Below are 21,469 nucleotides of genomic sequence, written 5' to 3' on the forward strand. Positions count from 1 at the left end.
ACCGGCGAGGCGGCGGCGACCCTCGCCGGGCTCGCCGCCCTCGGCCTCGGCCTCGCCTGCGTGGTGCCGGTCGTGTTCTCCGCGTCCGCGCACACCGGCGGCCCCCCGGGCCCCGCGATCGCCGCCGTGTCCACCTGCGGCTACCTCGGCTTCATCGCCGGGCCGCCGCTGATCGGCGCGGTCGCCGAATTCACCGGGCTGGCCGCCGCCCTCGGCGTCGTCGCCGCGCTCACCGCGCTCCTCGCCGCCGGCGCGGGCGCCGTCCGCCCCGCCACGGCAGACGTTCCTGCCACGGCAGACGGTCCCGCCACGGACGGTCCCGCCACGGACGGTCCCGCCACGGACGGTCCCGCCACGGGTGGCCCTGCCGTGGCGGACGGCCCCGCCCGGTCCGAGGCGCCCGGCCGGTCCGAGGAGGTCCGCCGGTCCGAGGAGGTCGGCCGGTCCGAGGAGCCCGCCGGACCCGGGCGGGTCGCCGAGAGGCAGGCGCCCGCTCCCGAGGAGTGCGGCCGCTGACCCCCCGCCAACCGTGGCCTAGGGGATGCCAAGGGACGGGGCGAGGGCCGTCGCGACCTGGTGGGGGTGGGAGATCAGCGACAGGTGGCGCGCCCCCGGGATGATCACCGGGGGAGGGGCGCCAATGCGGCGGGCGGTGTCGGCCGGGGAGTCGGAGGAGAAGACGTCGTCGTCCGCCCCGAAGACCACCGCCTTGGGGACGGCGAGCCCCGCCAGGCCCGCCACGCGGGACGCGGGCAGGCCCACCACGCCCTGCATCTCCCACAGCGCGCGCTCGGCGCCCGGGACCTGGAGGGGGCGGCGCCACTGGTCCAGGCCCGCCCGGTCGAGGCGGGCGCAGGACGGCCCGCACTGCGCGCCGTAGATCGTGCGGATCACCCAGTCCGAGCGGACGGCGAGGCGCAGCAGCGTCGTCCGGTACGGGTCGCGCAGGACGAACCGGAGGCGGTCCGAGCCCTCCCCGGCGCCGGTGTCCAGGGCGTCGCCGTCGAGGAACGCGACGCCGGCGACCCGGGACGGGGCGCGCAGCGCCGCCTCGGCGACCACCCCGGCGCCGCTGGAGTGCCCCACCAGGGCGGCCTTGCCGAGGCGCAGCGCGTCCAGGAACCCGAGGAGCTGCGCGGCCTGGTGCGCGGCGTCGTAGGGGGCACGGCGTTCGCTGTAGCCCCAGCCGGTCAGGTCCAGCGCGTACACGCGGTGATCGGCGGCCAGCAGCGACGCGACGGCGTTCCAGGTGTCGGCCGACTCGGCGGCGCCGTGCACCAGCACGACCGGCGGCCCCTGCGCGCCCCACTGCCGGTACCGGGTCGCGATCCCGTCCGCCTGGACGTACGCGAGGCCCGCCGGCGGCCGCGCCCGGCGGGCCGTCGCCGCGTTGTAGCCGAAGGACAGGGCCGTCGCCGCCAGCGCCAGCGCCAGGACCGCGACGCCCAGCACCCCGCCGAACTGCCGTCCCGTGTTGAACACGCCGGACGCGTTCCCGATCTGCTGCGGCGCGACCGCGTTGAGCACGGCCGTCTGGACGGCCGGCATCGCCATGCTCACCCCGGCTCCCGCGACGAGCATCGGGGCGATCAGCTCCCAGTACGGCACGGTCGGCGACGCGGCGAGCGCGAGCCAGCCCATCCCGGCCGCCTGGAGCGCGAGCCCGGTCGCGGCCAGCGGCCGGGCGCCGGTCCGGTTCACCAGCCGTCCCGCGACCGGCGCGACGACCGTCACCGACGCGGTCCAGGCCAGCAGGTGCAGCCCGGCGCCCAGCGGCCGGTCGCCGCGTCCGGTCTGGAAGAACTGCGCCGAGAAGAACAGGCAGCCGTACAGCGCGGCGTACAGGAGCAGCCCGGCCGCGTTCCCCGCCGCGAAACCGCGGTGCCGGAACAGCCCGAGCGGCACCATCGGCTGCCGCGCCACCCGCTCCCAGGCCACGAAGGCGACGGCGAGGACGGCCCCGGCGGCCAGCGTCCCGGCGACCTCCGGGCTGCCCCAGCCCGCGGCGTCCGAGCGGACCAGCCCCCACACGAGGCCGAGCGCCGCGCCGGTCACCAGCACCAGTCCCACGGCGTCCACGGAGCGGCCGCCGCCGCGGCTCTCCGGGACGCGCCGCAGCACCAGCGGGACGATCACCGCCCCGATCGGCAGGTTCAACCAGAAGATCCACTCCCAGGCGAGGCCCTGCGTGACCGCGCCGCCGAGCACCGGGCCGCCGACCACCGCGAGCCCGGTCAGCCCCGCGAACGCGCCGAGCGCCTTCGGCCGGTCCGGCGGCGGGTAGGCCGCGCTGAGCAGCGCCATCGCCAGCGGCATCACGAAGGCCGCGCCCGCGCCCTGCACCGCGCGCGCCGCGATCAGCCAGCCGGTGCCCGGCGCGAGCGCGCACGCCGCCGAGGCGGCGGTGAACAGCACCAGCCCGGCCGTGAACATCCGCCGCCGCCCGAACCGGTCGCCGAGCACCGCGCCCGTCATCAGCAGGACCGCGAAGCTCAGGCTGTAGGCGTTCACCGTCCATTCGAGCTGCTCCATCGAGGTGCCGAGATCCAGCCGGATCCGGCTCAGCGCCGTCGTCACCACGGTGGCGTCCAGCGCCACCATCACCGAGGCCGCGGAGGCGAGCCCCAGAACCCATTTCCTAGTCATGCACGTACGGACCCCGCGCCCGCCGGAATCCGTCGGGTCGCACCCGACGAATCCGGGCGGGCCGCCGGGTCTGTACAAGAAAGGGAGGTGCATCGGGTGAGCGTGATCGAACAGGCGGACGACGAGTTCGTCCGGTTGACCGGGCCGTTCCGGCGGGAGCTGCTGGCCTACTGCTATCGGATGCTGGGATCGGCGCAGGACGCCGAGGACCTCGTCCAGGAGGTCTACCTGCGAGCCTGGCGTGGCTACGGGGACTTCGAGGGACGCGCCTCGGCGCGCACGTGGCTCTACCGCATCGCCACGAACGCGTGCCTCAACGCGCTGCGGCGGCGGAACCGCCGGGTGCTGCCGGCGGGGCTGGGCGCCCCGGCCGCCGACCCGCTCGCGGTGGGCCCGCGCGACCCGGAGATCCCGTGGCTGGAGCCGATCCCGGACGAGCGGGCGGACCCGGCGTCCATCGTCGCCGGGCGGGCCGGGCTGCGGCTCGCGCTGATCGCCGCCCTCCAGCATCTGCCCGCGCAGCAGCGGGCGGTGCTGGTCCTGCGGGACGTGCTGGCCTGGTCGGCGGAGGAGACGGCCGGGATGCTCGGCCTCAGCCCGTCCGCGGTGCACAGCGCGCTGCGCCGGGCCCGCGCCCGGCTGGACCGGCTGGACCCGGAGATCGACGACATCGCCGAGCCCGCCGAGCCGGAGCGGCGCGACCTCCTGAACCGCTACGTCGAGGCGTTCGAGCGCGCCGACACCGCCGCGCTCGCCCGGCTGCTGACCGACGACACCGTCTGGCAGATGCCGCCCAACCCCGCGTGGTTCGCCGGGCGCGACAGCGTCGTCGGGCTGCTGGAGAACAGGCTGCGCGGCACCACGGTCCGGCGGCTGCTGCCCGTCCGGGCGAACGGGCAGCCGGCGTTCGCGATGTACAAGGACGGCGACGCCTTCTCCATCCAGGTCCTCACGCTGCGCGGCCCGGCCATCGCCGCCGTCACCGCCTTCCACGACCCCGCCCTGGCGGAGCGTTTCGGCCTGCCCCGCCGCCTGTGACGCAGCGGCGGGGCCCGCGGAGCCCGCCGAGCCCGGCGGCCCGGTGGGCTCGGCGGAGCCGGTGACGAGCGGAGCCGGTGACGCAGCGGCGGGGCGGGGTCACGCACCGATGATCTTGGTCCGGAAGTCTTGATCGCGTAGGGCGGGCGCTTCTACGCTCCCAGTCGACAGTGGAACGGTCCCCGCCCCGTTTCGGCCGTTGCCGTCGCGTCCCTGAAAGGGGCCCCTCTCGTGAAGCGCCTCACCCGCCGTGCGCTGCCCGCGCGCCTGCTGCCCGTCCTCGCCCTCGCCGCCCCCGCCGCCGTCGCGCTCGGCGCGGCGCCCGCGTCCGCCGAGAACGCCCCGGTGTCGTTCAGCTACGCCGACTGCCCCGACTCGCTGCCGGTCGGCGCGGACCCGGGCGACTGGATCTGCAACAACATCGTCATCGCCGGCGGCACGATGAAGATCGGCTCCATCGAGCAGAAGATCACCAAGCCGATCTCGATGACAGTCCAGACTGGCTACGTCCCGGCCACCGGGCAGAACCGCAACATCTTCGTCAAGCTGCGCTCCCAGCCGGAGACCGTGCCGGGCGGCGCGCTCGGCATCCCCGGCACCGAGGACGTCCCGCTCATGAAGCTGGAGGCCCAGACGAAGTACGTCGGCAACTTCACCCTCGGCCAGACCGAGGCCGGCGGCATCGCCTCCACCATCGACCTCCGCATCAAGGCCATCAACACCCTGCTCGGCAACGACTGCTACATCGGGTCCAAGGCCGAGCCGGTCAAGCTGAACCTGCTGAGCGACGACTCGACCATCACCTGGTACGACGACGCGCTCGGCATGACCATGAAAGACACGACGTTCGCCGCTCCCGGCACGAGCGGCTGCGGCCTGCTCGGCGGCTTCGCGAACGTCCGGTCGGGCCTGCCCGCCGCCTCCGGGAAGAACTCGGCGAGCCTCCAGATGTACCTGGCGAGCAAGCCCTACACCGAGCTGTTCCCGACCCTGCGGGCCAAGGCCAAGAGCAGGTCGGCCACGGGCATGCTGCCCCTGGGCCTCCCCAAGGCCCTCAAGACCGGTTCCTGAGCCCCTTCCCGGCGCGTCCACCGCAATGGCGGACGCGCCGGCCGCCCGGTCCATTCGCGGGCCCCGGTAAATCACTTATAGGTCATTCAACGCGCGGATCCCCTTATCCCATGGGCGGGTCAAGCACTCGGCAAGAGCCGGGAACATATCGGGACACCCAAGCGCTGTACAAGGTCCGAACGCGGAGGTCAGGCGCAGGTCAAGAGGACTGCAATGACCGGGAATGGATTCGGACGCTGATTCGCTACACAGGGTCCGGACGCCGTGAAAAACCGCGTTCGAGGTAAAGGCGGGATCGGTTCCCCGAATCCTCGCCCAGCCGTCGCCCTTCCCGCCTGCCAGGCGGGACCCCGTGCGCCCGAGTTCCGCGGCCGTCCCCATGCATCGGCCCACCGAGGCGCACACCCTCCGCTCTGACGCGGATTCCCCCCTTTGTTCCTGCGACGGCGCTCTCCGCACCACCACGCCGTGCGCGCGGCTCCGCCGTGCGTCCAGGCGCCCGTGTGGCAGCCCTGTTCCCCGAATGAAGGACGATCCCATGCACAACCGTGCGCTGAACCATGCCCTGACCGCGCTCACCGGCACCGCCCTGGCGGGCATCATGGCCGCCGGCGTCGCGGCCGCCGCCACCGACACCGGCACCGGCACCGCGCCGATGGCCGCCCAGCAGTCCGCGGCCGCGCAGCCGCACAAGGCCACCGCCGAGGCGGGCAAGGCCAAGGCCGGCAAGACCAAGACCAAGGCCGCCGCCAGCAGGACCAAGGCGCTCGTCGCCGGTACCACGACCGGGTCCTACTTCTGGGACGACGGGTCGGGCGTCAACGGCGACACCGGCGCCCCGGCGGGCGGCAAGCCGATGCAGAAGGGCCTGTTCGCGTCGCCGTCGTGGCCCATGCACACCAAGGTCAAGGTGTCCTACAACGGGCGCAGCGTGACCGGCTTCGTCGGCGACCGCGGCCCGGGCGAGCCCTCGCACCGCGGCGTGATGCTCGACCTCGACACCTACACCTTCCGGTACCTCCTGGACGGCAAGAAGCCGGCCAGCAAGTACAACACCGGCAGCGACGCCGGGCACATCAAGGGCATCAAGTACGAGGTCCTGTCCTGGGGCAAGGGCGCGGGCAAGCACGGCGCCCCGCGGCCCCTGGGCGGCTGACCCGGGAGTTTCCAGAACTCCGGCAGGGCTGCCGGACGCATGGGGACGGAACGCCCCGGTGATCATTCAGATCGCCGGGGCGTTCCCCTGTCCGGGGCCGTTCGACGGAGGCCTTCCGGACGGGCGATTCGTTCAAGACCGGGACCGGCGCGGTGACCACACTGCCCGCATGAGCGAAACGACCTTCACGCCCGCGGCGGGCCGCGCGTCCCTCACCCGCTTCTACGACCCCTTGATCGCCCTGACGCGCGAGCGCCTGTGGCGGGCCCTCACCGCGATGCACGTGGCCCCGCGCCCGGACGACGTGATCGTCGACGTGGGCTGCGGGACCGGCTCGCTCGCGGTGCTGCTGGCCCGGGTCGAGCCGCGCGCGGACGTCATAGGCGTCGACCCCGACCCCGAGGTCCTGGCGGTGGCGCGGCGCAAGGCCGCCGCGTCCGGTGCCGCCGTGCGGTGGCGGCGCGGCAAGGGCGACGCGCTGGAGGAGAGCGTGGGCGGCGGCGCGGCCGACACGGTCGTGTCCAGCCTCGTGCTCCACCAGTGCCCCGTGCCGATGAAGCGGGCGGTGCTCGCGTCGATGGCCGCGGTGCTGCGGCCCGGCGGGAAGCTGGTGGTCACCGACTTCGGGGAGCAGCGGACCGCGGCGATGCGGCTCGCGTTCCGGATCGTCCAGGCGGCCGACGGCAGGGCCGACACCCAGCCGAACGCCGACGGGATCGTGCCCCGGCTGATCGCCGAGGCCGGGTTCGCGGGCGTGCGGGAGGCCGAGACCGTGTCAACGGTCAACGGCTCGATCTCCGTGTACGTCGCGCGCCGCGGCTGAGCCGCCGAGCAGCCGCAGCACGGTCGCGGGGGTGAGCCCGATCATCTCGCGCATCCGCCGGTGCAGGTGCGCCTGGTCGGCGAAGCCGCCCGCGACCGCCGCGGCGGCGGGCGGCCGGCCCGCGCCGAGCACCTCGGCCGCGCGGCCGAGGCCCTGCCAGATCCGCCAGCGCGCCAGCGGCATGCCCAGCTCGGCGCGCGCCAGGGCCCGGAGCCGCTGGGGCGACAGGCCCACCCGCGCGGCGACGTCCGGCATCGCGACCCTCTCCGCCGCGAGGATGCCCATCGCCTCGACCAGGCGCCCGTCGAGGACACCGGACGCGCGAGCCCCGGCCGGGCGGACCTCCTCCTCCCGCAGTCCGCGCATCTCCGGCACCGCGGCGATGCCGCCGGGGCTCCGCTCGCGCAGCCGGTCCGCGAGCACGCAGTGCGGATCGACGTAGTACGTGACCAGGTCCGGCGCCGCGACCAGCCGGTGCCGCACCATCGGCGGGACGAGCAGCGCCGCGGCGCGGTGCCGGGTCCCGGCGGCGTCCACCATGGTCACCTCGCCGCGTCCGGCGATGGCGATCTGGAAGGCGGCGTGGGCGTGCGGGGCACCGTCCGTTGACGGTCCCCGGTAGAACGCGTAACCGGCGCCGATGCCGAAGCGCGACACCGTCCCGCCGCCGATCCCCATGCCCCGATGCTGCCATGCGGCCCGGAACGGGGACGGACCCGGGAAGGAATCCTCCCCGGGCCCGCCCCCGCGCGGCTGTCGGCTCAGTGGCGCGGTGCCAGGATCTTCTGCAACACCGTGTGCACGTAGGTGTTGGGGTGCTTGCCGGTGAAGCTCGTGGCCAGCGGGCCCGCGGCCGTCACCGGGACGTCCGCGCCGGTGTGCGAGGAGGTCGTCCAGTCCAGCGTGAAGGTCTTGTCGCTGCCCGCGATGGTGAACGGCCCGTCCTCGGCGGAGATGCCCGTCCCGGACTCGTCGGCGGTGTCGTTCTCCTCGACGGTCAGGCCGCCGCACTCGTGGTCGCCGGTGACCACCAGCAGCGTGTCGGGGTGCTTGGCGACGTAGGCGCGGGCGACCGCGACGGCCTTCTCCAGCTGCGCCAGCGCCTGGAGCATGCGCGTGCCGTTGTTGTCGTGCGCGAACTCGTCCACGCCCTCTTCCTCGACGAACAGGAAGAACCCCTTCTTGCTGCCGCTCAGGGTGCCCAGGGCCTTGCTCGTCATCGTGGCCAGGTCGACCACCGGGTCGTACTTGTCGCCCTGGCCCTCGGGCCGCTGCTGGAACATCTCCTCGTTGCTGAACAGGCCCAGCAGCTTGCCGTCGCGGGCCTTGGAGAGCTGCGCGGCGCTGTTGACGTACTGGTACCCGGACGCCTTGGCCTTGCCGATGAGGTCGCCCTTGGTGCCCTGGCTGCCCTCGGCCGGGTCCTCGGCGGGCTGGTCGGGGAACGCGCCGGGCGTGCCCTTCGGCAGCCACCAGTCCTCGCCGCCGCCCAGGATCACGTCGGGCCTGCTGACCTCGATGTACTGGCGGGCGATCTCGTCCTGCGCCTTGCGGTCGGCGGTGCTGGCGAACCACGCGGCCGGCGAGGCGTCGGTGACCTGCGCGGTCGTCACGAGCCCGGTCGCCTTGCCCGCCTTCTTCGCCTGGACGCCCAGCGTCGCCAGCGGCTTCTTGCCGGTGTCCACGCTGATCGCGCCGTTGTAGGTCTTCTGCCCCGTCGCCCACGCCGTCGCCGCCGCGGCCGAGTCGGTGATCACGGACTTGGGGTCGTGCGGGCTGGTGGTGAGCTGCCCGGAGACCGGCAGCCTGTCCATGCCGAGCTGGCCGTCCAAGCCCACCAGGTGCAGCCGGGCGGCCTCACGATGTGCCGCGGCCATCCCGTCCCCGTTGATGAAGATGACGTTCCGCGCGCCGGCCGGCCGACCGTGGCCCTGCGGCGACGCCGACGCGCCCAGCACCGGGTTGACCGCCATCGTCACCGTGGCCGCCGCGACGGCCGCGGCCAGCGGCGTCCCCCACCGGCGTGCCCGCTGCGTGCGCTCGCTCACAAAACCTCCCATAGGTATCCATCCAGCTCTGCGCCGTCGTTTCGGCGCATTCGGGACCGTAGGGAGCCCGGAGGGACGAGGTGTGAACGAAGGGTGACCGCAGCGCGAAATCCCCAGCTCCCGCCCCGAATGCCTGCCGGCAGTGCGCTCCAGAACTGGTCGTCCTAGAACTGGTCGTCGTCCACGTCGTAGCGGCGGGTGGTCGTCCGGAGCGCCTGCACCTGCTCCCGCGACGCCTGGTCGACCACGGTGATGCCGGGACGGCCCGCGTCGACCCGGAACCGCGCGGCCGTGGCCACGGTGGTGCCGGCCGGCGTCCACACCGAGCCGACGATGCGGAGGGACGCGAGCAGCCGGGCCGGCGTCACGTCGCACACCACGTACCCGCGCTGGTTGCCGATGTACTTCCAGTGCGGGCTCTCGGCCATGACCGGGTCGTACGCGCGGTGGAACGCCACCGGGTCGGAGTCGCCGCCCGAGGTGACCGACGTCCCGGTGATCTCGGCGCCCACGACCGGGGACGCGGCGTCGTCGAAGTCCGGCTTGAGGTCGCACACCCAGGTGGCGTGCCGGTCGCCGGTGAGCACCACCGGGTTGGCGGCGCGGCCGGAGCCGAAGAACTCCAGGAGGCGGCGGCGCTGCGCCCGGTAGCCGTCCCAGTTGTCGAAGTCGAAGACCCGCTCGGGGCCCGCCTGGCGGTCGTTGGAGGCCCACATCACCTGGTTGGCGAGCAGGTTCCACCGGGTGCCCGCCCTGGACATGCCGTCCACCAGCCACTTCTCCTGCGCGGCGCCGGTCATCGTGCGGGCCGGGTCGTCGGCCTCGGCGAGCGTCTCCGGCTGGTCGCTCCGGTACTGGCGGGTGTCGAGCACGTGCACGGTGGCGAGCCGGCCGAAGCCCAGCCTGCGGTGCAGCCGCATGCCGGCGCCGCGCGGACGGGCGGACCCGCGCAGCGGCATGTGCTCGTAGTACGCGCGGAACGCGGCGGCGCGGCGGGCGACGAACCGGTCGTGCGGCTGGAGGTCCGGGTCCTGGGGGACCTCGTCGGCCCAGTTGTTGTCGACCTCGTGGTCGTCCCACGTCGCGATCCACGGGAACGCGGCGTGCGCCGCCTGCAACGCGGTGTCGGTCTTGTACTGCGCGTGCCGGTTCCGGTACTGCGCCAGCGTGTACGGCTCCCCGGCGCCCTCGTGGGCGCGGACGGTCGTGGTGCTCGGCACCGACTCGTAGATGTAGTCGCCGAGGAAGGCGACGAACGCCAGGTCCTCCCGCACCAGGTGCCGGTAGGCGGTGTAGAAGCCGTCCTGCCAGTTCTGGCAGGACGCGAACGCGAACCGCAGCCGCCGGTTCGCCGCTCCGCGCGCGGGGGCCGTGCGGGTGCGGCCGACCGGGGACACCTCCCCGCCGACGCGGAACCGGTAGAAGTACTCGCGGTCCGGGCGCAGGCCGCCGACCTCGGCGTGCACCGCGTGCGCGTCCTCGGGCCGGGCCACCTCCACGCCGATGGCGCGCACGTGCCGGAACCGCTCGTCCTCGGCGACCTGCCACGCCACCGCCACCGGACGGTCGGGCATGCCGCCGCCGTCGAGGGGCCTCGGCGCCAGCCGCGTCCACAGCACGACGCCGTCCGGCACCGGGTCGCCGGACGCGACCCCGAGGGTGAACAGGCCGGTCGGCAGCGGGACGCCGCCGTGGCCGCGGACGCCGGCCAGTGCCCCGTCCTGGCCGAGCAGCGCCGGGCCGAGCAGGACCTGGCCCGCGGTGAGCGCCGTGGCGGCCCCGCCGGTGGCGAGGAACCGGCGCCGAGGAAATCTCTCCGACATACACCCTCCTTTGCCTCAAATGGGAGGATCCTCGGACATCGGTGAACGCGGTCAGGCGTGCCGGACGACGCCGAGGCGACGGCGTTCCCAACAATGATCATCCGTGCGCGGCGGCGATGCCGGAACTGCGGGGCGCGGCGGCGTAAAGAGGTGGGAGCCGTCCACCATGATCCGGACAACGGCGCGGTCCGGCGCGAGCGGCGCTGCCCCGGCCGGGGTCCGTCAGGTGGCCGCGGGGGCGGGCACGGTCCCGATGATCCCGGCGTTCCAGAGGACGCGGATGTGCGCGATCAGGGGCTCGCCGAGCGCGAGCAGCGCGTCCCGGTCGTTCTCGGCCACCGGCGGGGTCACCATCGCGCTGGTCGCCGCCACGATCATGCGGCAGGCGAAGCGGGCGGTCTCGTCGCCGCCGCCGGTCAGGTCGGCCAGCGCGTCGCTGATCGTCTCCTGGAGCCGGCCGCGGTCGCGGATCGCCTCCGGGCCCGCCGCGTACACCTCGACCAGGAACAGGCGCGCGTAGGGCAGCTCGTCGGCCAGCGCGCGGAGGTAGGCGCGGATGGCCAGCTCGCACAGCCGCAACCGCTCGTCCGGGCCCGGGCCGCCCGCTGCTCCGCCCGCCGCGCCGGGCGATGCGCCGTCCGGCGGTTCGGCCGCGTGCTCGGCGATGTGCTCGTTCAGCCGCCCGAGCAGGATCTCGCCCGCGCAGGCGAACGCGGCCATGAAGCAGTCGAGCTTGGACTCGAACAGCTCGTAGAAGCTCTGCCGCGACACCGACGCCCGCTGGAGGACGTCCGCCACCGACGTGCTGACGTACCCCTTCTCCGCCATCACCTCGGCCATCGCGCCGCACAGCCGCGTCCGCTGGATGCGCTGAACCTCCTCGCGCGCCAGCGCATGGCGTCCGCGAGGCAACCGGTGGGGCGGTGATCCCGGCATCCGACCATCATAAGGACTCCCCGGTCGAAGCGTCGCGCGACGACCCGCGACACGGCGGCCGCAACCGGCACCGCGGCCCCGGCCGGACGCACCGCGGCGGCGTCCCGGCGCGTCGGTTTCCCGGATGTTCACCGAACTCCGCGGCCCCGCCCGCCGTCGTACCGTCCGAACAGACAATGATGTTCTTTTAACGCGGGACCCGCGGTCCGACCCATCTCCCAGAGGATGTGAACACGTGGCTGAGCCCTTGCTGGAGGGGGACCCTCGACAGCTCGGCGGCTACTGGCTGGCGGCGCGGCTGGGCGCCGGCGGCCAGGGGGTCGTCTACGAAGGCTACGACGCGCGGGGCGGCCGGGTCGCCGTCAAGGCGCTGCACGCCGACGCCGTCGACGCGGCCGTCCGCGACGCGATGCGCCGGGAGGTCGCGACGCTCCAGCGCGTCGCCTCCTTCTGCACCGCCCGGATCATCACGGCCGACCTCGACCACCAGCCGCCGTACATCGTCAGCGAGTACGTCCCCGGCCCCGACCTGCACGGCTGGGTGACCCGCAACGGCGCGTACGGCCCCGGCGAGCTCTACCGGCTGGCGATCGGCGTCGCCACCGCGCTGTCGTCGATCCACCGCGCCGGCGTCGTCCACCGCGACCTGAAGCCGGCGAACGTGCTGCTCGGCCCGGACGGCCCGCGCGTCATCGACTTCGGCATCGCGCGGACCGACGAGATGTCGCGCAGCGCGACCGGCCTGAAGGGCACCCCCCGCTGGATGGCCCCGGAGATGTTCCGCGGGCAGCGGCCCACCCCCGCCGTGGACGTGTGGGCGTGGGGCGCGATCGTGCTGTTCGCCGCGACGGGCAAGCCGCCCTTCGACGGCGGCTCGCTGCCGTCCCTGATGCACCAGATCACCACCGTCCGGCCGGACACCGGCGTGCTCGGCGAGCCGCTCCGCGGCTTCGTCGAGGCGGCGCTCGACCAGGACCCGGCCCTGCGTCCCGCGCCCGAGGAGATCCTCATCGGGCTGGTCGGCGGCGCGCCCAGCGACCCGCTCGAAGCGGGCCGGCGGGCCGCCGCCGAGAGCGCCCGGCCGTCGATGGCGCTCCCGCCCTCCCTCGCCGAGATCGCCGAACGCGTCCACGCCGGGCTCGACCCGCACGCGCAGCAGGCCGTCCCGCGCATCCTGCTCCGCATGGTCGTCGCCCGTCCCGACGCGAGCGGCGCGCTCTGCACCGTCCCGATCGGCGACTTCGCGGACGGCGAGACCGACCACGACACCGTCCGGCGCGTCCTGCGGGCGTTCGGCGAGGCCGGCATCGTCCGCGACGCGGGCGGCGGCGTCACGATCGCCACGCCCGCCCTGCTCCGCGCGTGGCCGCGCATGCGCGACTGGGTGGCGGCCGAGCGCGACGGCCTCGACGGCCACCACGCGCTCGCCGGCGCCGCGCGCCGCTGGAACGCGGGCGGCCGCAAGCCCGCCGACCTGCTCCAGGGGACGAGCCTGGACGAGGCGCTCGGCTGGGCCTCGGCCGGCCGCCGCCAGCTCACGCTGAACCTCGCCGAGCGCGCCTTCCTGGCGGCCTCCGTCGAGCAGACCCGCCGCCGGGCGCGCACCAGGACGGTCGTCACCGCCGCGCTGGCCGCGCTGCTCCTGGTCGCGGTGATCGCGGGCGGCGCGGCCGGCGTGCAGAGCTGGAACCTCGGCAGGGCCAACGCGACCGTGTCCGCGCAGCGCGACGCGGCCGTCGGCAGGCAGCTCGCCGCGCAGGCCGTGCAGATCCGGCGCACCGACCCGACCCTCGCGCGCCGCCTCGCCGTCGCCGCCGCGTCCCTGGCCGGGGACGTCCCCGACACGCACAACGCGCTGCTGTCGGTGTCCTCGCAGTGGGAGCAGGACATCTGGAGGCCGCCGGGGACCGACGGCACCTGGAACGACGTCTATCCCTCCGGCGGCGGCCCGAACGTCTTCTGGAAGCGCGGCCAGAACACGGTCGTCATCGCCGACGCGGGCGCCCGCCGGGTGGTGCGCACGATCCGCGTCCCGGGCGCCCCGCCCGCCGGCATGGACCTGACCCTCGACGGGAACCGGCTGCTCACCCTCCAGACCGACGGCACCCTGACGTTCTGGGACGTGGCGAAGGGCACCGCGCGCCCGCTGCCCTTCAAGCACGAGGCGGGAGCCGGGCTCTGGCTCGGCCCGACCGGCGCGCGGCTGGTCAAGACGAAGAACGGCCGGATCCGGGTGCTGGAGTCCGCCACCGGCAGGGAGATGTTCAGCGCCAAGGGCAGGAGCGTCGGGAACCCGGCGATGTCACCGGACGAGCGGTACCTCGTCATGCCGCTGAAGAAGGGCAAGGCCGGCGCACGGCTCGCCTGGTGGGATCTGAGCACCGGCAAGGAGGTCGACGGCCGCCACAACGCCCCGAACCAGTACCCGTTCGCCGGCGCCCGGCAGTTCCTCGGCACGACGTTCAGCCCGGACGGGCGCTTCCTCGCCACCCGCGCCGGGGGCGACGTCATCGCCGTCCTGGACGCGCGCACCCGTGAGATCCGGACGACCCTGTCGGTGCCGAAGGGGACCGACGAGACGCGCCTCGACTTCAGCCGGGACGGCCGCTTCATCGCCACCGACACCACGATGTGGAGCACCGAGACCGGCACCGACGAGGCGCCCGTGCTCCGCTACACGCCCGACGCCTCGTGCTACGGCACCAGCTTCGATCGCGATGGAACGAGCCTGCGCTGCGTCGACGACCAGGACCGCATCCGGTCGATCGACGTGTCCGGGTTCACGCGGATCCTCCGGTTCTCCGAACTCAGCGTCCAGTCCGCGATCAGCCGGGACGGGACGACGCTGGCCGTCCGCGCGGTACCGGACGCGGTGCAGATCTGGGACACCGCGACGGGTACCAAGCGGACCGACCTGGCCATCGGCCACCCCGTCGAGACCGAGATCGCCCTGTCGCCCGACGGCCGGATGCTCGCCCTCCCCGCCAAGGACGGCACCGTCGAGATCTGGGACGTGCGCGCACGCACCAGGCGCACCGTGATCAACGCGGGCCCGCCGCCGCTGGCCGGCCGTCCGCTGCCCTCGTTCTCGCCGGACGGCAAGGCGGTCGCCGTCCTGACGTCCACCTCCCCGAGCGTCCTGAAGTTCTGGGACGCCGCCACCGGCCGCCCCCTCGGGACCGCCCAGGGCCGGCGGACGATCCCGACCGTGAGCGCCTCGGACATCCGGATCGTCTGGAGCGGTGACGGCCGCCGCGTCGTCTCGGCCACCGACCTGGGCGTGGTCGAGTTCCCGTCCGGCAGGACGCTCGTCGGCCCGGGCGCGTTCGGCGCCCCCGTCACGAGCCGCACCGTCCAGGCCCTCAGCCCGCAGGGCGTCCTCGCGACCGTCGAGGGCGTGGTCGACCAGAGCTCGCTGATCTTCTGGGACGCCCGCACCCTGAAGCAGACCGGCGGCCCCGTCCGGCTCCCGGCGAGCAAGACCCCGATCACGGCGATCTCCCCGGACGGGCGGCTGGCCGCGACCGCCGACCTCAAAGGCAAGATCGACATCTGGGATGTGCGGACCCAACGGCACCTTGGCCTCGCCCTGACCGGCCACACGACGAACTACGACACGGTCATCCAGTCGCTGGCCTTCAGCCCCGACGGCAGCCGCGTCTACAGCGTCGGCCAGGACGACGCGAAACTCGTCACCCACATCGTCGCGCCCGGTCTCCTGAAGGACGCGCTCTGCAAGAAGACCGGACAACTCACCCCACAGGAATGGAAGCAGTACGTGGGCAAGGACAACGGCATCGGCTACCAGAGGACCTGCCGATCCTGACCGCAGGGAAACGTCCAATTCCAGCCACGACCAGACCCTTCGGGAAGGGTTCGCATACGGCATGCTTCATGCGTAACGGGGTCGCGGAGGAGGGCGTTCATGCCGGAAGTCGACGCGCTGATGCCCGAGGACCCGGCCACGCTCGGACCGTACCGGCTGACCGGGCGCCTCGGCGAGGGCGGCCAGGGCACGGTGTTCCGCGGCGAGGGCCCGTCCGGGGAACGGGTCGCGATCAAGCTGCTGCACGCCCGGCTGGCCGCCGACGCCGACGCCAGGCGCCGCTTCGTGCAGGAGGCCGCGGTCGCCGGACGGGTGGCCCGGTTCTGCACCGCCAAGGTCCTGCACGCCGACGTCGCCGGGAACCGCCCGTACATCGTCAGCGAGTTCGTCGAGGGCGTCTCGCTGGCCGACCTCGTCGCCCGGCAGGGACCGCGCACCGAGGGCGCGCTCGAACGGCTCGCCATCGGCACCGCGACGGCGCTCGTGGCGATCCACCAAGCGGGCCTCGTCCACCGCGACCTCAAGCCGCAGAACGTCCTGATGGGCTCGGACGGCCCCCGGGTGATCGACTTCGGCATCGCCAAGGCGCTGGACTCGATGAGCTCGCAGACCAGCCAGATCATCGGGACCCCCGCCTACATGGCGCCCGAGCAGATCCGCGGCGAGGCGCTCACCCCCGCCGTCGACACCTTCGCCTGGGCCTGCATGATCGCGTTCGCGGGCACCGGCGCGGCCCCCTTCGGCCAGGACGCCATGCCCGCCGTCATCAACCGCATCCTGAACGAGGAGCCGCGCCTCGCCGGGCTGCCCCCGCAGATGGAGGCGCTGCTGCGCGCCTGCCTCTCCAAGGACCCGGCCCGCCGCCCCACGGCCCGGCGGCTGCTGGCCCGGCTGCTCGGCGAGGAGGACGAGCACGACGGCTCCGACCTGCTCACCCGAGGCACCGACCTGGCCGCCGCCCCCACAACACCCCCAGGCGGTTACCTCCCCACCCAACCCGCAACCTCCCACCCACCCGCCAGTGGATACGCGCCTGCCAGCGGCCACGCGCCTGCCGATGGCCCTGCCCCCGCCGTCGGCAACACGCCCGCCGGTGGTCACGCGCCCGTTGGCGGGTACGCCGCAGCCGGTGGGTACGTGCCGACGCAGGGTGCCGGGCAGTACGTCCCTCCTGGTCAGCGTGATCCTGCTCCGGCCGCTGGGCAGTACGGCGGTGCTACTCGGCCTGCGGCGGGGCATGAGCCGTCCGGCCGGACGCAGGAGGTGCGGCGTCCGGTGCGGCCGGTGGTGTGGATCCTGCCCGCGGTGCTGGTCGCGGTGATCGCGGCACTCGGCGGCGCGCTGGCGATGAGCCTCATGAGCGGCGACGGTGGCGGCGGCGGGTCGTCGAGCGGGCGGGCGTCGTCCGGCGGGGCCGCGCTGAGCGGCTCCACCGCCCCGCCGAGCAGCACGCCGTCGAGCACGTCGTCGAGCACGCCGAGCGGGACGCCGCCGTCCAGCGGGTTCCCCGCCGAGTACGCCGGGACGTGGACCGGCACCGTCCGCCAGAGCGACGGTCATACGTGGCCGATCCGGCTCACGATGGCGGCCGGTTCGTCCGTCGGCCAGGTCACCTACGACGATCCCGGCTGCTCGGGCATCGAGACGTTGCTCAGCAAGTCGGACGGCACCCTGTCACTGCGCGAGGACATCACGCAGGGCAAGAACGCCTGCACCGACCAGGGCTCGGTGACCCTCCGCCTCCAGCAGGACGGCACGATCGCGTTCACCTATCTCGCCCAGCGCGACACCGGTAGCGGCGGCTACAGCGCCACCGCCGTACTGCGCCGTTCCTGACCCCGCGGCACCTGGTCATGGCGGTCGCGGGGAGCCGTGCCGCCCGGCCGGGGCCGATGCGCGGTGGCGGCTCGCCTGGGCGTCGATGCGGCTCTGGGACGGCCAGCGGACGTCGTGCGCCCAGCCCAGCCGTTCGAGGAGGCGGATCAGTGCCGCGCTCGGGTCGGCCTGCCCCTTGAGGACGCCGTGGCGGGCGCTGGTCGGCTCGACGTGGTGCCAGTTGTGCCAGCCTTCGCCGAAGGTCAGCAGCGCCACCCAGCGGACGTTCGAGGAGCGGTCGCGGGCGGGGAAGGCCCGGTCGCCGAAGCAGTGCGCGACCGAGTTCACCGACCACGTGACGTGGTGGACGATCGCGTAGCGGACCAGCCCGGCCCAGAACAGGGCCGTCCAGAAGCCCGCCCACGACCAGGACAGCAGGCCGCCGGCCGCGGCGGGCAGCAGGAAGGACGCGGCGGCGGTCGCCGGGTAGGCCGCGTCCACGCGGCGGATGTCGGGGTCGGCGAGCAGGTCGGGCACCCAGTGCTCGCGGCTGGACCGGCGGCGGGCGCTGTAGAACCAGCCGGCCTGGGCGTGCAGCAGGCCGCGCAGCAGCGCGAGGCCGGTGTCGCCGTAGGCCCACGGCGAGTGCGGGTCGCCCGGCCGGTCGGAGTACTTGTGGTGCCTGCGGTGCTCGGCGGCCCACAGCGTGACCGGCCCCTGGAGGGCGAGCCCGCCGGCCAGCGCGAACGCCACCCGGACCGGGCGGGGGCAGCGGAACGAGCGGTGCGTCAGCAGGCGGTGGTAGCCCACGCTGATGCCGAAGATGTTGACGGTGTACAAGGCGGCGGCGAGCGCGACGTCCAGCGGCCCGACCGCGCGGCCCCAGGCGGCGGCGACCGCCGCGACCAGGACGGCGGGCGGCAGCACGACGAGGACGATCAGGTAGGAGTGCCTGCGGGCCGCGGAGACCCGGACCGTTTCCCCCATCGGCAGGTCGGCCATGGGCTTCCTCCCGAAGGTCGACCCCCATTGAACTGCGGTGACGGGACGGTCGGCAGTTGCCCGACGGATAGCCGTTCATTACCGTTTGAATTGACTCAACTACTCAAAGTGTCAGATCACTTGTCCTCGGCGACTCCGGCTCTTTACCCTCTGTTTCCGGTCGGTCACGGAATCGGAGTTGGTTCGATGCAGCCTGACGGGTACCTCGCCACCTACGACCGCCTCGCGCGGACCGATCCGCCCGCCGCGCAGGCCCGGCTCGCCGGCTGGCTACGCACCGACTGGAACGAGCTGTTCGGCGAGCTGCGCTTCCACCGGCCCGTGCTCGTCACCCCGGCCTTCACACTGGTCACCTCGTACGCCGACGTCCTCGCCGTGCTGTCGCGACCGGAGGTGTTCACGGTCGACACCTACCGGGCGCCGATGGAGGCCGCCCTCGGCGCCCCGGTCATGCTGACCCGGGACGGGATCCCGCTGCACTGGCGCGAGAGGGGTTTGATGCAGGTGATGCTCGCACCCGAGGACGTCCCGGCGGTGCGCGCGCTCGCGGGGGAGCTCGCCGAGCAGGCCGTCCGCGACTCCGACGGGGATCTCGACGCGGTGGACGCCCTGTTCCGGGGCGTCCCGCTGAAGGTGTGCGCCCGCTACTTCGGGTTCCCGGGCCCCGACGAGCGGACGCTGTCCCGCTGGTCACGGGCGATCATGACGGATGTGACCGCGAACCTCGGCGGCGATCCGGGCGTGCACGCCGCGTCGGTCGCCGCGGGCGCGGAGATGATGGCCTACCTGCGCGAGCTGGTCGCCGAGCGGCGCGCCGCGCCCGGCGGCGCCGGGGTGCTCGGCCGGCTCGCCCGCACCCGGCTGCCCGGCGAGCTCGGCTTCGACGACGAGCGCGTCGCGGTCAACACCGCCGGCCTGCTGCTGGGCTTCGTCGAGAACGCCGCCGGGTCCATGACGAACGCGGTCCGCGTGCTGCTCGACCGGCCGAAGCAGCACGCCGAGGCCGCCGAGGCCGCCAGGCTCGACGATCCGGAGCCGTTCGACCCCTACGTCTGGGAGGCGCTGCGGTTCGACCCCTTCCTGAAGATGATCGTCCGCTACTGCGCGTGCGAGCACGTCCTGCCGAGCGGGACGACCGTCCCGGCCGGGCGCCCGGTCCTGGCCGCGGTCGCCTCCGCGATGTTCGACGCCGGCGCCGTCAGGCATCCCGGCCTCTTCCGGACCGACCGGCCCGAGCGCGAGTACCTGCACTTCGGGCACGGCCCCCACGCCTGCGTGGGCGTCCATCCGGGACGCGTCGTCATCGCCGAGACCGTCCGGCGGCTCATGCGGCGCCCCGGGCTGTGCGCCCGCGGGCCCGTGCGCCGCGACCGGGACGTCTTCCCCGACGCCTTCCACGTGCGGTTCGACACGGTCGCCTCCCCGACGCCCGTCCACGAGGACGCCTGACCATGGGAGCGCGCCCCAGCGCCCGCGGCGTCCGCTCCGACGGCGCCCACAACCGGCTGCGCTACCTCGCCCTCACCTGCGGGCGGCCGCTCTGGCGGGCCGCCGAGGCGTGCACCGCGCTGCGCCGCCGCGTCAACGCCACCCTGATCGACCAGGCCATCCGGGAGATGCCGCCGCGCCCCGAACCGCTCAGCACGCTGGCCGACTACACGTCCTGGGCCTCGCTGACCGACCGCACCTACTGCGGCCGCCACCTGCCGCCCGTCGCCGACCAGGAGACCGGTCGGCCTTCGGTCGAGCAGGCCGCCGACCTGTTCACCCGCACCGGCGAGATGGCGCCCTGCCCCCGCTCCACCGTCCTGTTCGCCTACTTCGCCCAGTGGTTCACCGACGGGTTCCTGCGCGGGGAGTCCCGCGAGCCCCGCGACCCGCGCCGCAGCACGTCCAACCATGAGGTCGACCTCAACCCGCTGTACGGGCTGGACGCCGCGGCGACCGAGGCCGTCCGCGCGCACGAGGGCGGGCTGCTCAAGAGCCAGCTCCTCGACGGCGGCGAGTTCCCGCTCCACCTGTGCGAGAACGGCAAGGTCAAGGGGGAGTTCTCGGCGCTGGCGGCGGTCCGCATGGAGCGGCTCAGCGACGCGCAGCGCGACACGCTGTTCGCGACCGGCGGCGACCGGGGCAACGTCCAGGTCGGCTTCACGATGATGACGGTGCTGTTCCTGCGCGAGCACAACCGCGTCGCCCGGATGCTCGCGGCGGAGAACCCCCGCTGGGACGACGAGCGCCTCTTCCAGACCGCCCGCAACATCGTCATCGTCGAGGTCATCCGGCTGGTCGTCGAGGAGTACATCAACCACGTCACGCCCTACCACTTCCGGTTCCTGCTCGACCCGCGGCTCGGCCGGGCGCTGCGGAGGGCGCCCTGGCACCGCCAGAACTGGGCGTCGGTCGAGTTCAACCTCGTCTACCGCTGGCACAGCCTCATCCCGCCCAGCCTCGTCGTCGGCGGCACCGAGCTGCCCACCGCCCGGACGCTGTTCGGCGCCGCGCTCATCCCCGGCCCCGGGCTCGGGCGCCTGTTCGAGGACGCCTCGGAGCAGCGCGCCGGGCGCATCGGCCTGTTCAACACGGACCCGATCCTGCGCGACGTCGAGGTGTCCTCGATCGCGGACGGCCGGGCCCTTCGGCTCGCCTCCTACAACGACTACCGCGCCCACTGCCGCTTCCCCCGGGTCCGCGACTTCGCCCGCGTCTCGGGCGACCCGCGCGTGCGGGACGCCCTGGCCGAGCGGTACCGCAGCGTCGACGACCTGGAGCTGTACGTCGGCCTGTTCGCCGAGGAGCCAGGCTCGCCCCGCGCCGTCCTGCCGCCGCTCCTCACCAAGATCATCGCGGTGGACGCGTTCTCGCAGGCGCTCACCAACCCGCTGCTCGCCCCGCGCGTCCTGACCGCCGCGACCTTCACCCGGAGCGGCCTGCGCACCATCGCCGAGACCCGCACGATCGCCGACGTCCTCGCCCGCAACACCCCTGAGGACCCGAGGCCCCGTTTTGTGAGCATGACCTGGCGGGGAGCACGCCGATGACCACGACCGACGCAACCGGCGACGCCGGGTCCGGCGGCGCGGAGGCGGCGCGGCGGTTGCTGGGGGCCGCGCGGGAGCTGGCCGAGATCGCGCACGCGCTCCGCGAGACGTCCGCGCACGCCACCGCGGCGCTGACCGACCCGCGGGTTGGCCGAGACCAGGGTAGCGGGTCCCGGTAGGCTCGTGCGCGTGGAGAGCGCTCGGCGAGTTGTGATCGCGGAAGACGAGGCCCTGATCCGGCTGGATC

General features: G+C 74.1%; 15 protein-coding genes and 1 pseudogene. 10 read left to right on the forward strand and 6 right to left on the reverse strand.

Features of this window, described 5'->3' with window-relative positions; all coding sequences use genetic code 11:
• Window positions 1–516, forward strand: a pseudogene (locus tag E1300_RS50495) (hypothetical protein); the annotation flags it as partial.
• 18 nt (window positions 517–534) lie between these two features.
• Here E1300_RS50495 and E1300_RS34110 read toward each other — a convergent pair.
• Complete coding sequence (locus tag E1300_RS34110; RefSeq protein WP_131761234.1) at window positions 535–2,646, reverse strand: DHA2 family efflux MFS transporter permease subunit; 2,112 nt, start codon at window positions 2,644–2,646, stop codon at window positions 535–537.
• A gap of 96 nt (window positions 2,647–2,742) precedes the next feature.
• On the opposite strand from E1300_RS34110, the gene E1300_RS34115 reads away from it, so the two are divergent.
• From E1300_RS34115 to E1300_RS34130, 4 genes are all read left to right on the forward strand, one after another.
• Window positions 2,743–3,684, forward strand: coding sequence for an RNA polymerase subunit sigma-70 (locus E1300_RS34115; RefSeq protein ID WP_131761235.1), 942 nt, complete (start codon window positions 2,743–2,745; stop codon window positions 3,682–3,684).
• Between the two features lie 231 nt (window positions 3,685–3,915).
• Window positions 3,916–4,755 (forward strand): hypothetical protein, encoded by an 840-nt coding sequence (locus tag E1300_RS34120; RefSeq protein ID WP_131761236.1) that lies wholly within the window; start codon window positions 3,916–3,918, stop codon window positions 4,753–4,755.
• A 538-nt stretch (window positions 4,756–5,293) separates the two neighbouring features.
• A complete protein-coding gene (locus tag E1300_RS34125) occupies window positions 5,294–5,911 on the forward strand; it encodes a hypothetical protein (RefSeq protein WP_131761237.1) in 618 nt (205 codons plus the stop codon).
• Window positions 5,912–6,080: 169 nt separating this feature from the next.
• A complete protein-coding gene (locus E1300_RS34130; protein ID WP_131761238.1) occupies window positions 6,081–6,734 on the forward strand; it encodes a class I SAM-dependent methyltransferase in 654 nt (217 codons plus the stop codon).
• Here the strand turns inward: E1300_RS34130 and E1300_RS34135 are convergent.
• The 4 genes from E1300_RS34135 to E1300_RS34150 form a co-directional block, all read right to left on the reverse strand.
• Window positions 6,687–7,412 (reverse strand): helix-turn-helix domain-containing protein, encoded by a 726-nt coding sequence (locus E1300_RS34135; RefSeq protein ID WP_131761239.1) that lies wholly within the window; start codon window positions 7,410–7,412, stop codon window positions 6,687–6,689. The genes E1300_RS34130 and E1300_RS34135 overlap by 48 nt on opposite strands.
• Before the next feature lie 83 nt (window positions 7,413–7,495).
• Window positions 7,496–8,782, reverse strand: coding sequence for an alkaline phosphatase (locus tag E1300_RS34140; RefSeq protein WP_207400106.1), 1,287 nt, complete (start codon window positions 8,780–8,782; stop codon window positions 7,496–7,498).
• A 164-nt stretch (window positions 8,783–8,946) separates the two neighbouring features.
• Window positions 8,947–10,605 (reverse strand): alkaline phosphatase D family protein, encoded by a 1,659-nt coding sequence (locus E1300_RS34145; protein WP_131761240.1) that lies wholly within the window; start codon window positions 10,603–10,605, stop codon window positions 8,947–8,949.
• A gap of 222 nt (window positions 10,606–10,827) precedes the next feature.
• Window positions 10,828–11,541, reverse strand: a complete 714-nt coding sequence (locus tag E1300_RS34150; RefSeq protein WP_131761241.1) for a TetR/AcrR family transcriptional regulator — start codon at window positions 11,539–11,541, stop codon at window positions 10,828–10,830.
• A 235-nt stretch (window positions 11,542–11,776) separates the two neighbouring features.
• Between E1300_RS34150 and E1300_RS34155 the strand changes: the two genes are divergently transcribed.
• Together E1300_RS34155 and E1300_RS52895 are read left to right on the forward strand one after the other, a co-directional pair.
• On the forward strand, window positions 11,777–15,367 hold the full coding sequence (locus E1300_RS34155; protein WP_165503120.1) for a WD40 repeat domain-containing serine/threonine-protein kinase: 3,591 nt from the start codon (window positions 11,777–11,779) through the stop codon (window positions 15,365–15,367).
• Between the two features lie 99 nt (window positions 15,368–15,466).
• Window positions 15,467–17,203 (forward strand): serine/threonine-protein kinase, encoded by a 1,737-nt coding sequence (locus tag E1300_RS52895; RefSeq protein ID WP_242619564.1) that lies wholly within the window; start codon window positions 15,467–15,469, stop codon window positions 17,201–17,203.
• Window positions 17,204–17,218: 15 nt separating this feature from the next.
• On the opposite strand, the gene E1300_RS34165 is transcribed toward E1300_RS52895, so the two are convergent.
• Window positions 17,219–18,184, reverse strand: a complete 966-nt coding sequence (locus tag E1300_RS34165) for an acyl-CoA desaturase (protein ID WP_165503121.1) — start codon at window positions 18,182–18,184, stop codon at window positions 17,219–17,221.
• A 186-nt stretch (window positions 18,185–18,370) separates the two neighbouring features.
• On the opposite strand from E1300_RS34165, the gene E1300_RS34170 reads away from it, so the two are divergent.
• From E1300_RS34170 to E1300_RS34180, 3 genes are read left to right on the forward strand one after another with little or no spacing between them, the layout of a single operon-like run.
• The gene (locus tag E1300_RS34170; protein ID WP_131761243.1) at window positions 18,371–19,633 is read left to right on the forward strand and encodes a cytochrome P450; all 1,263 of its coding nucleotides are present in this window, start codon (window positions 18,371–18,373) and stop codon (window positions 19,631–19,633) included.
• Window positions 19,634–19,635: 2 nt separating this feature from the next.
• The gene (locus E1300_RS34175; RefSeq protein ID WP_131761244.1) at window positions 19,636–21,222 is read left to right on the forward strand and encodes a peroxidase family protein; all 1,587 of its coding nucleotides are present in this window, start codon (window positions 19,636–19,638) and stop codon (window positions 21,220–21,222) included.
• Window positions 21,219–21,401 (forward strand): hypothetical protein, encoded by a 183-nt coding sequence (locus tag E1300_RS34180; RefSeq protein WP_131761245.1) that lies wholly within the window; start codon window positions 21,219–21,221, stop codon window positions 21,399–21,401. The genes E1300_RS34175 and E1300_RS34180 overlap by 4 nt, the downstream gene beginning before the upstream one ends.
• Window positions 21,402–21,469: the final 68 nt, after the last annotated feature.

Origin of the sequence: Actinomadura fibrosa (assembly GCF_900659615.1) — a bacterium.
Classification (GTDB): Bacteria; Actinomycetota; Actinomycetes; order Streptosporangiales; family Streptosporangiaceae; genus Spirillospora; species Spirillospora fibrosa.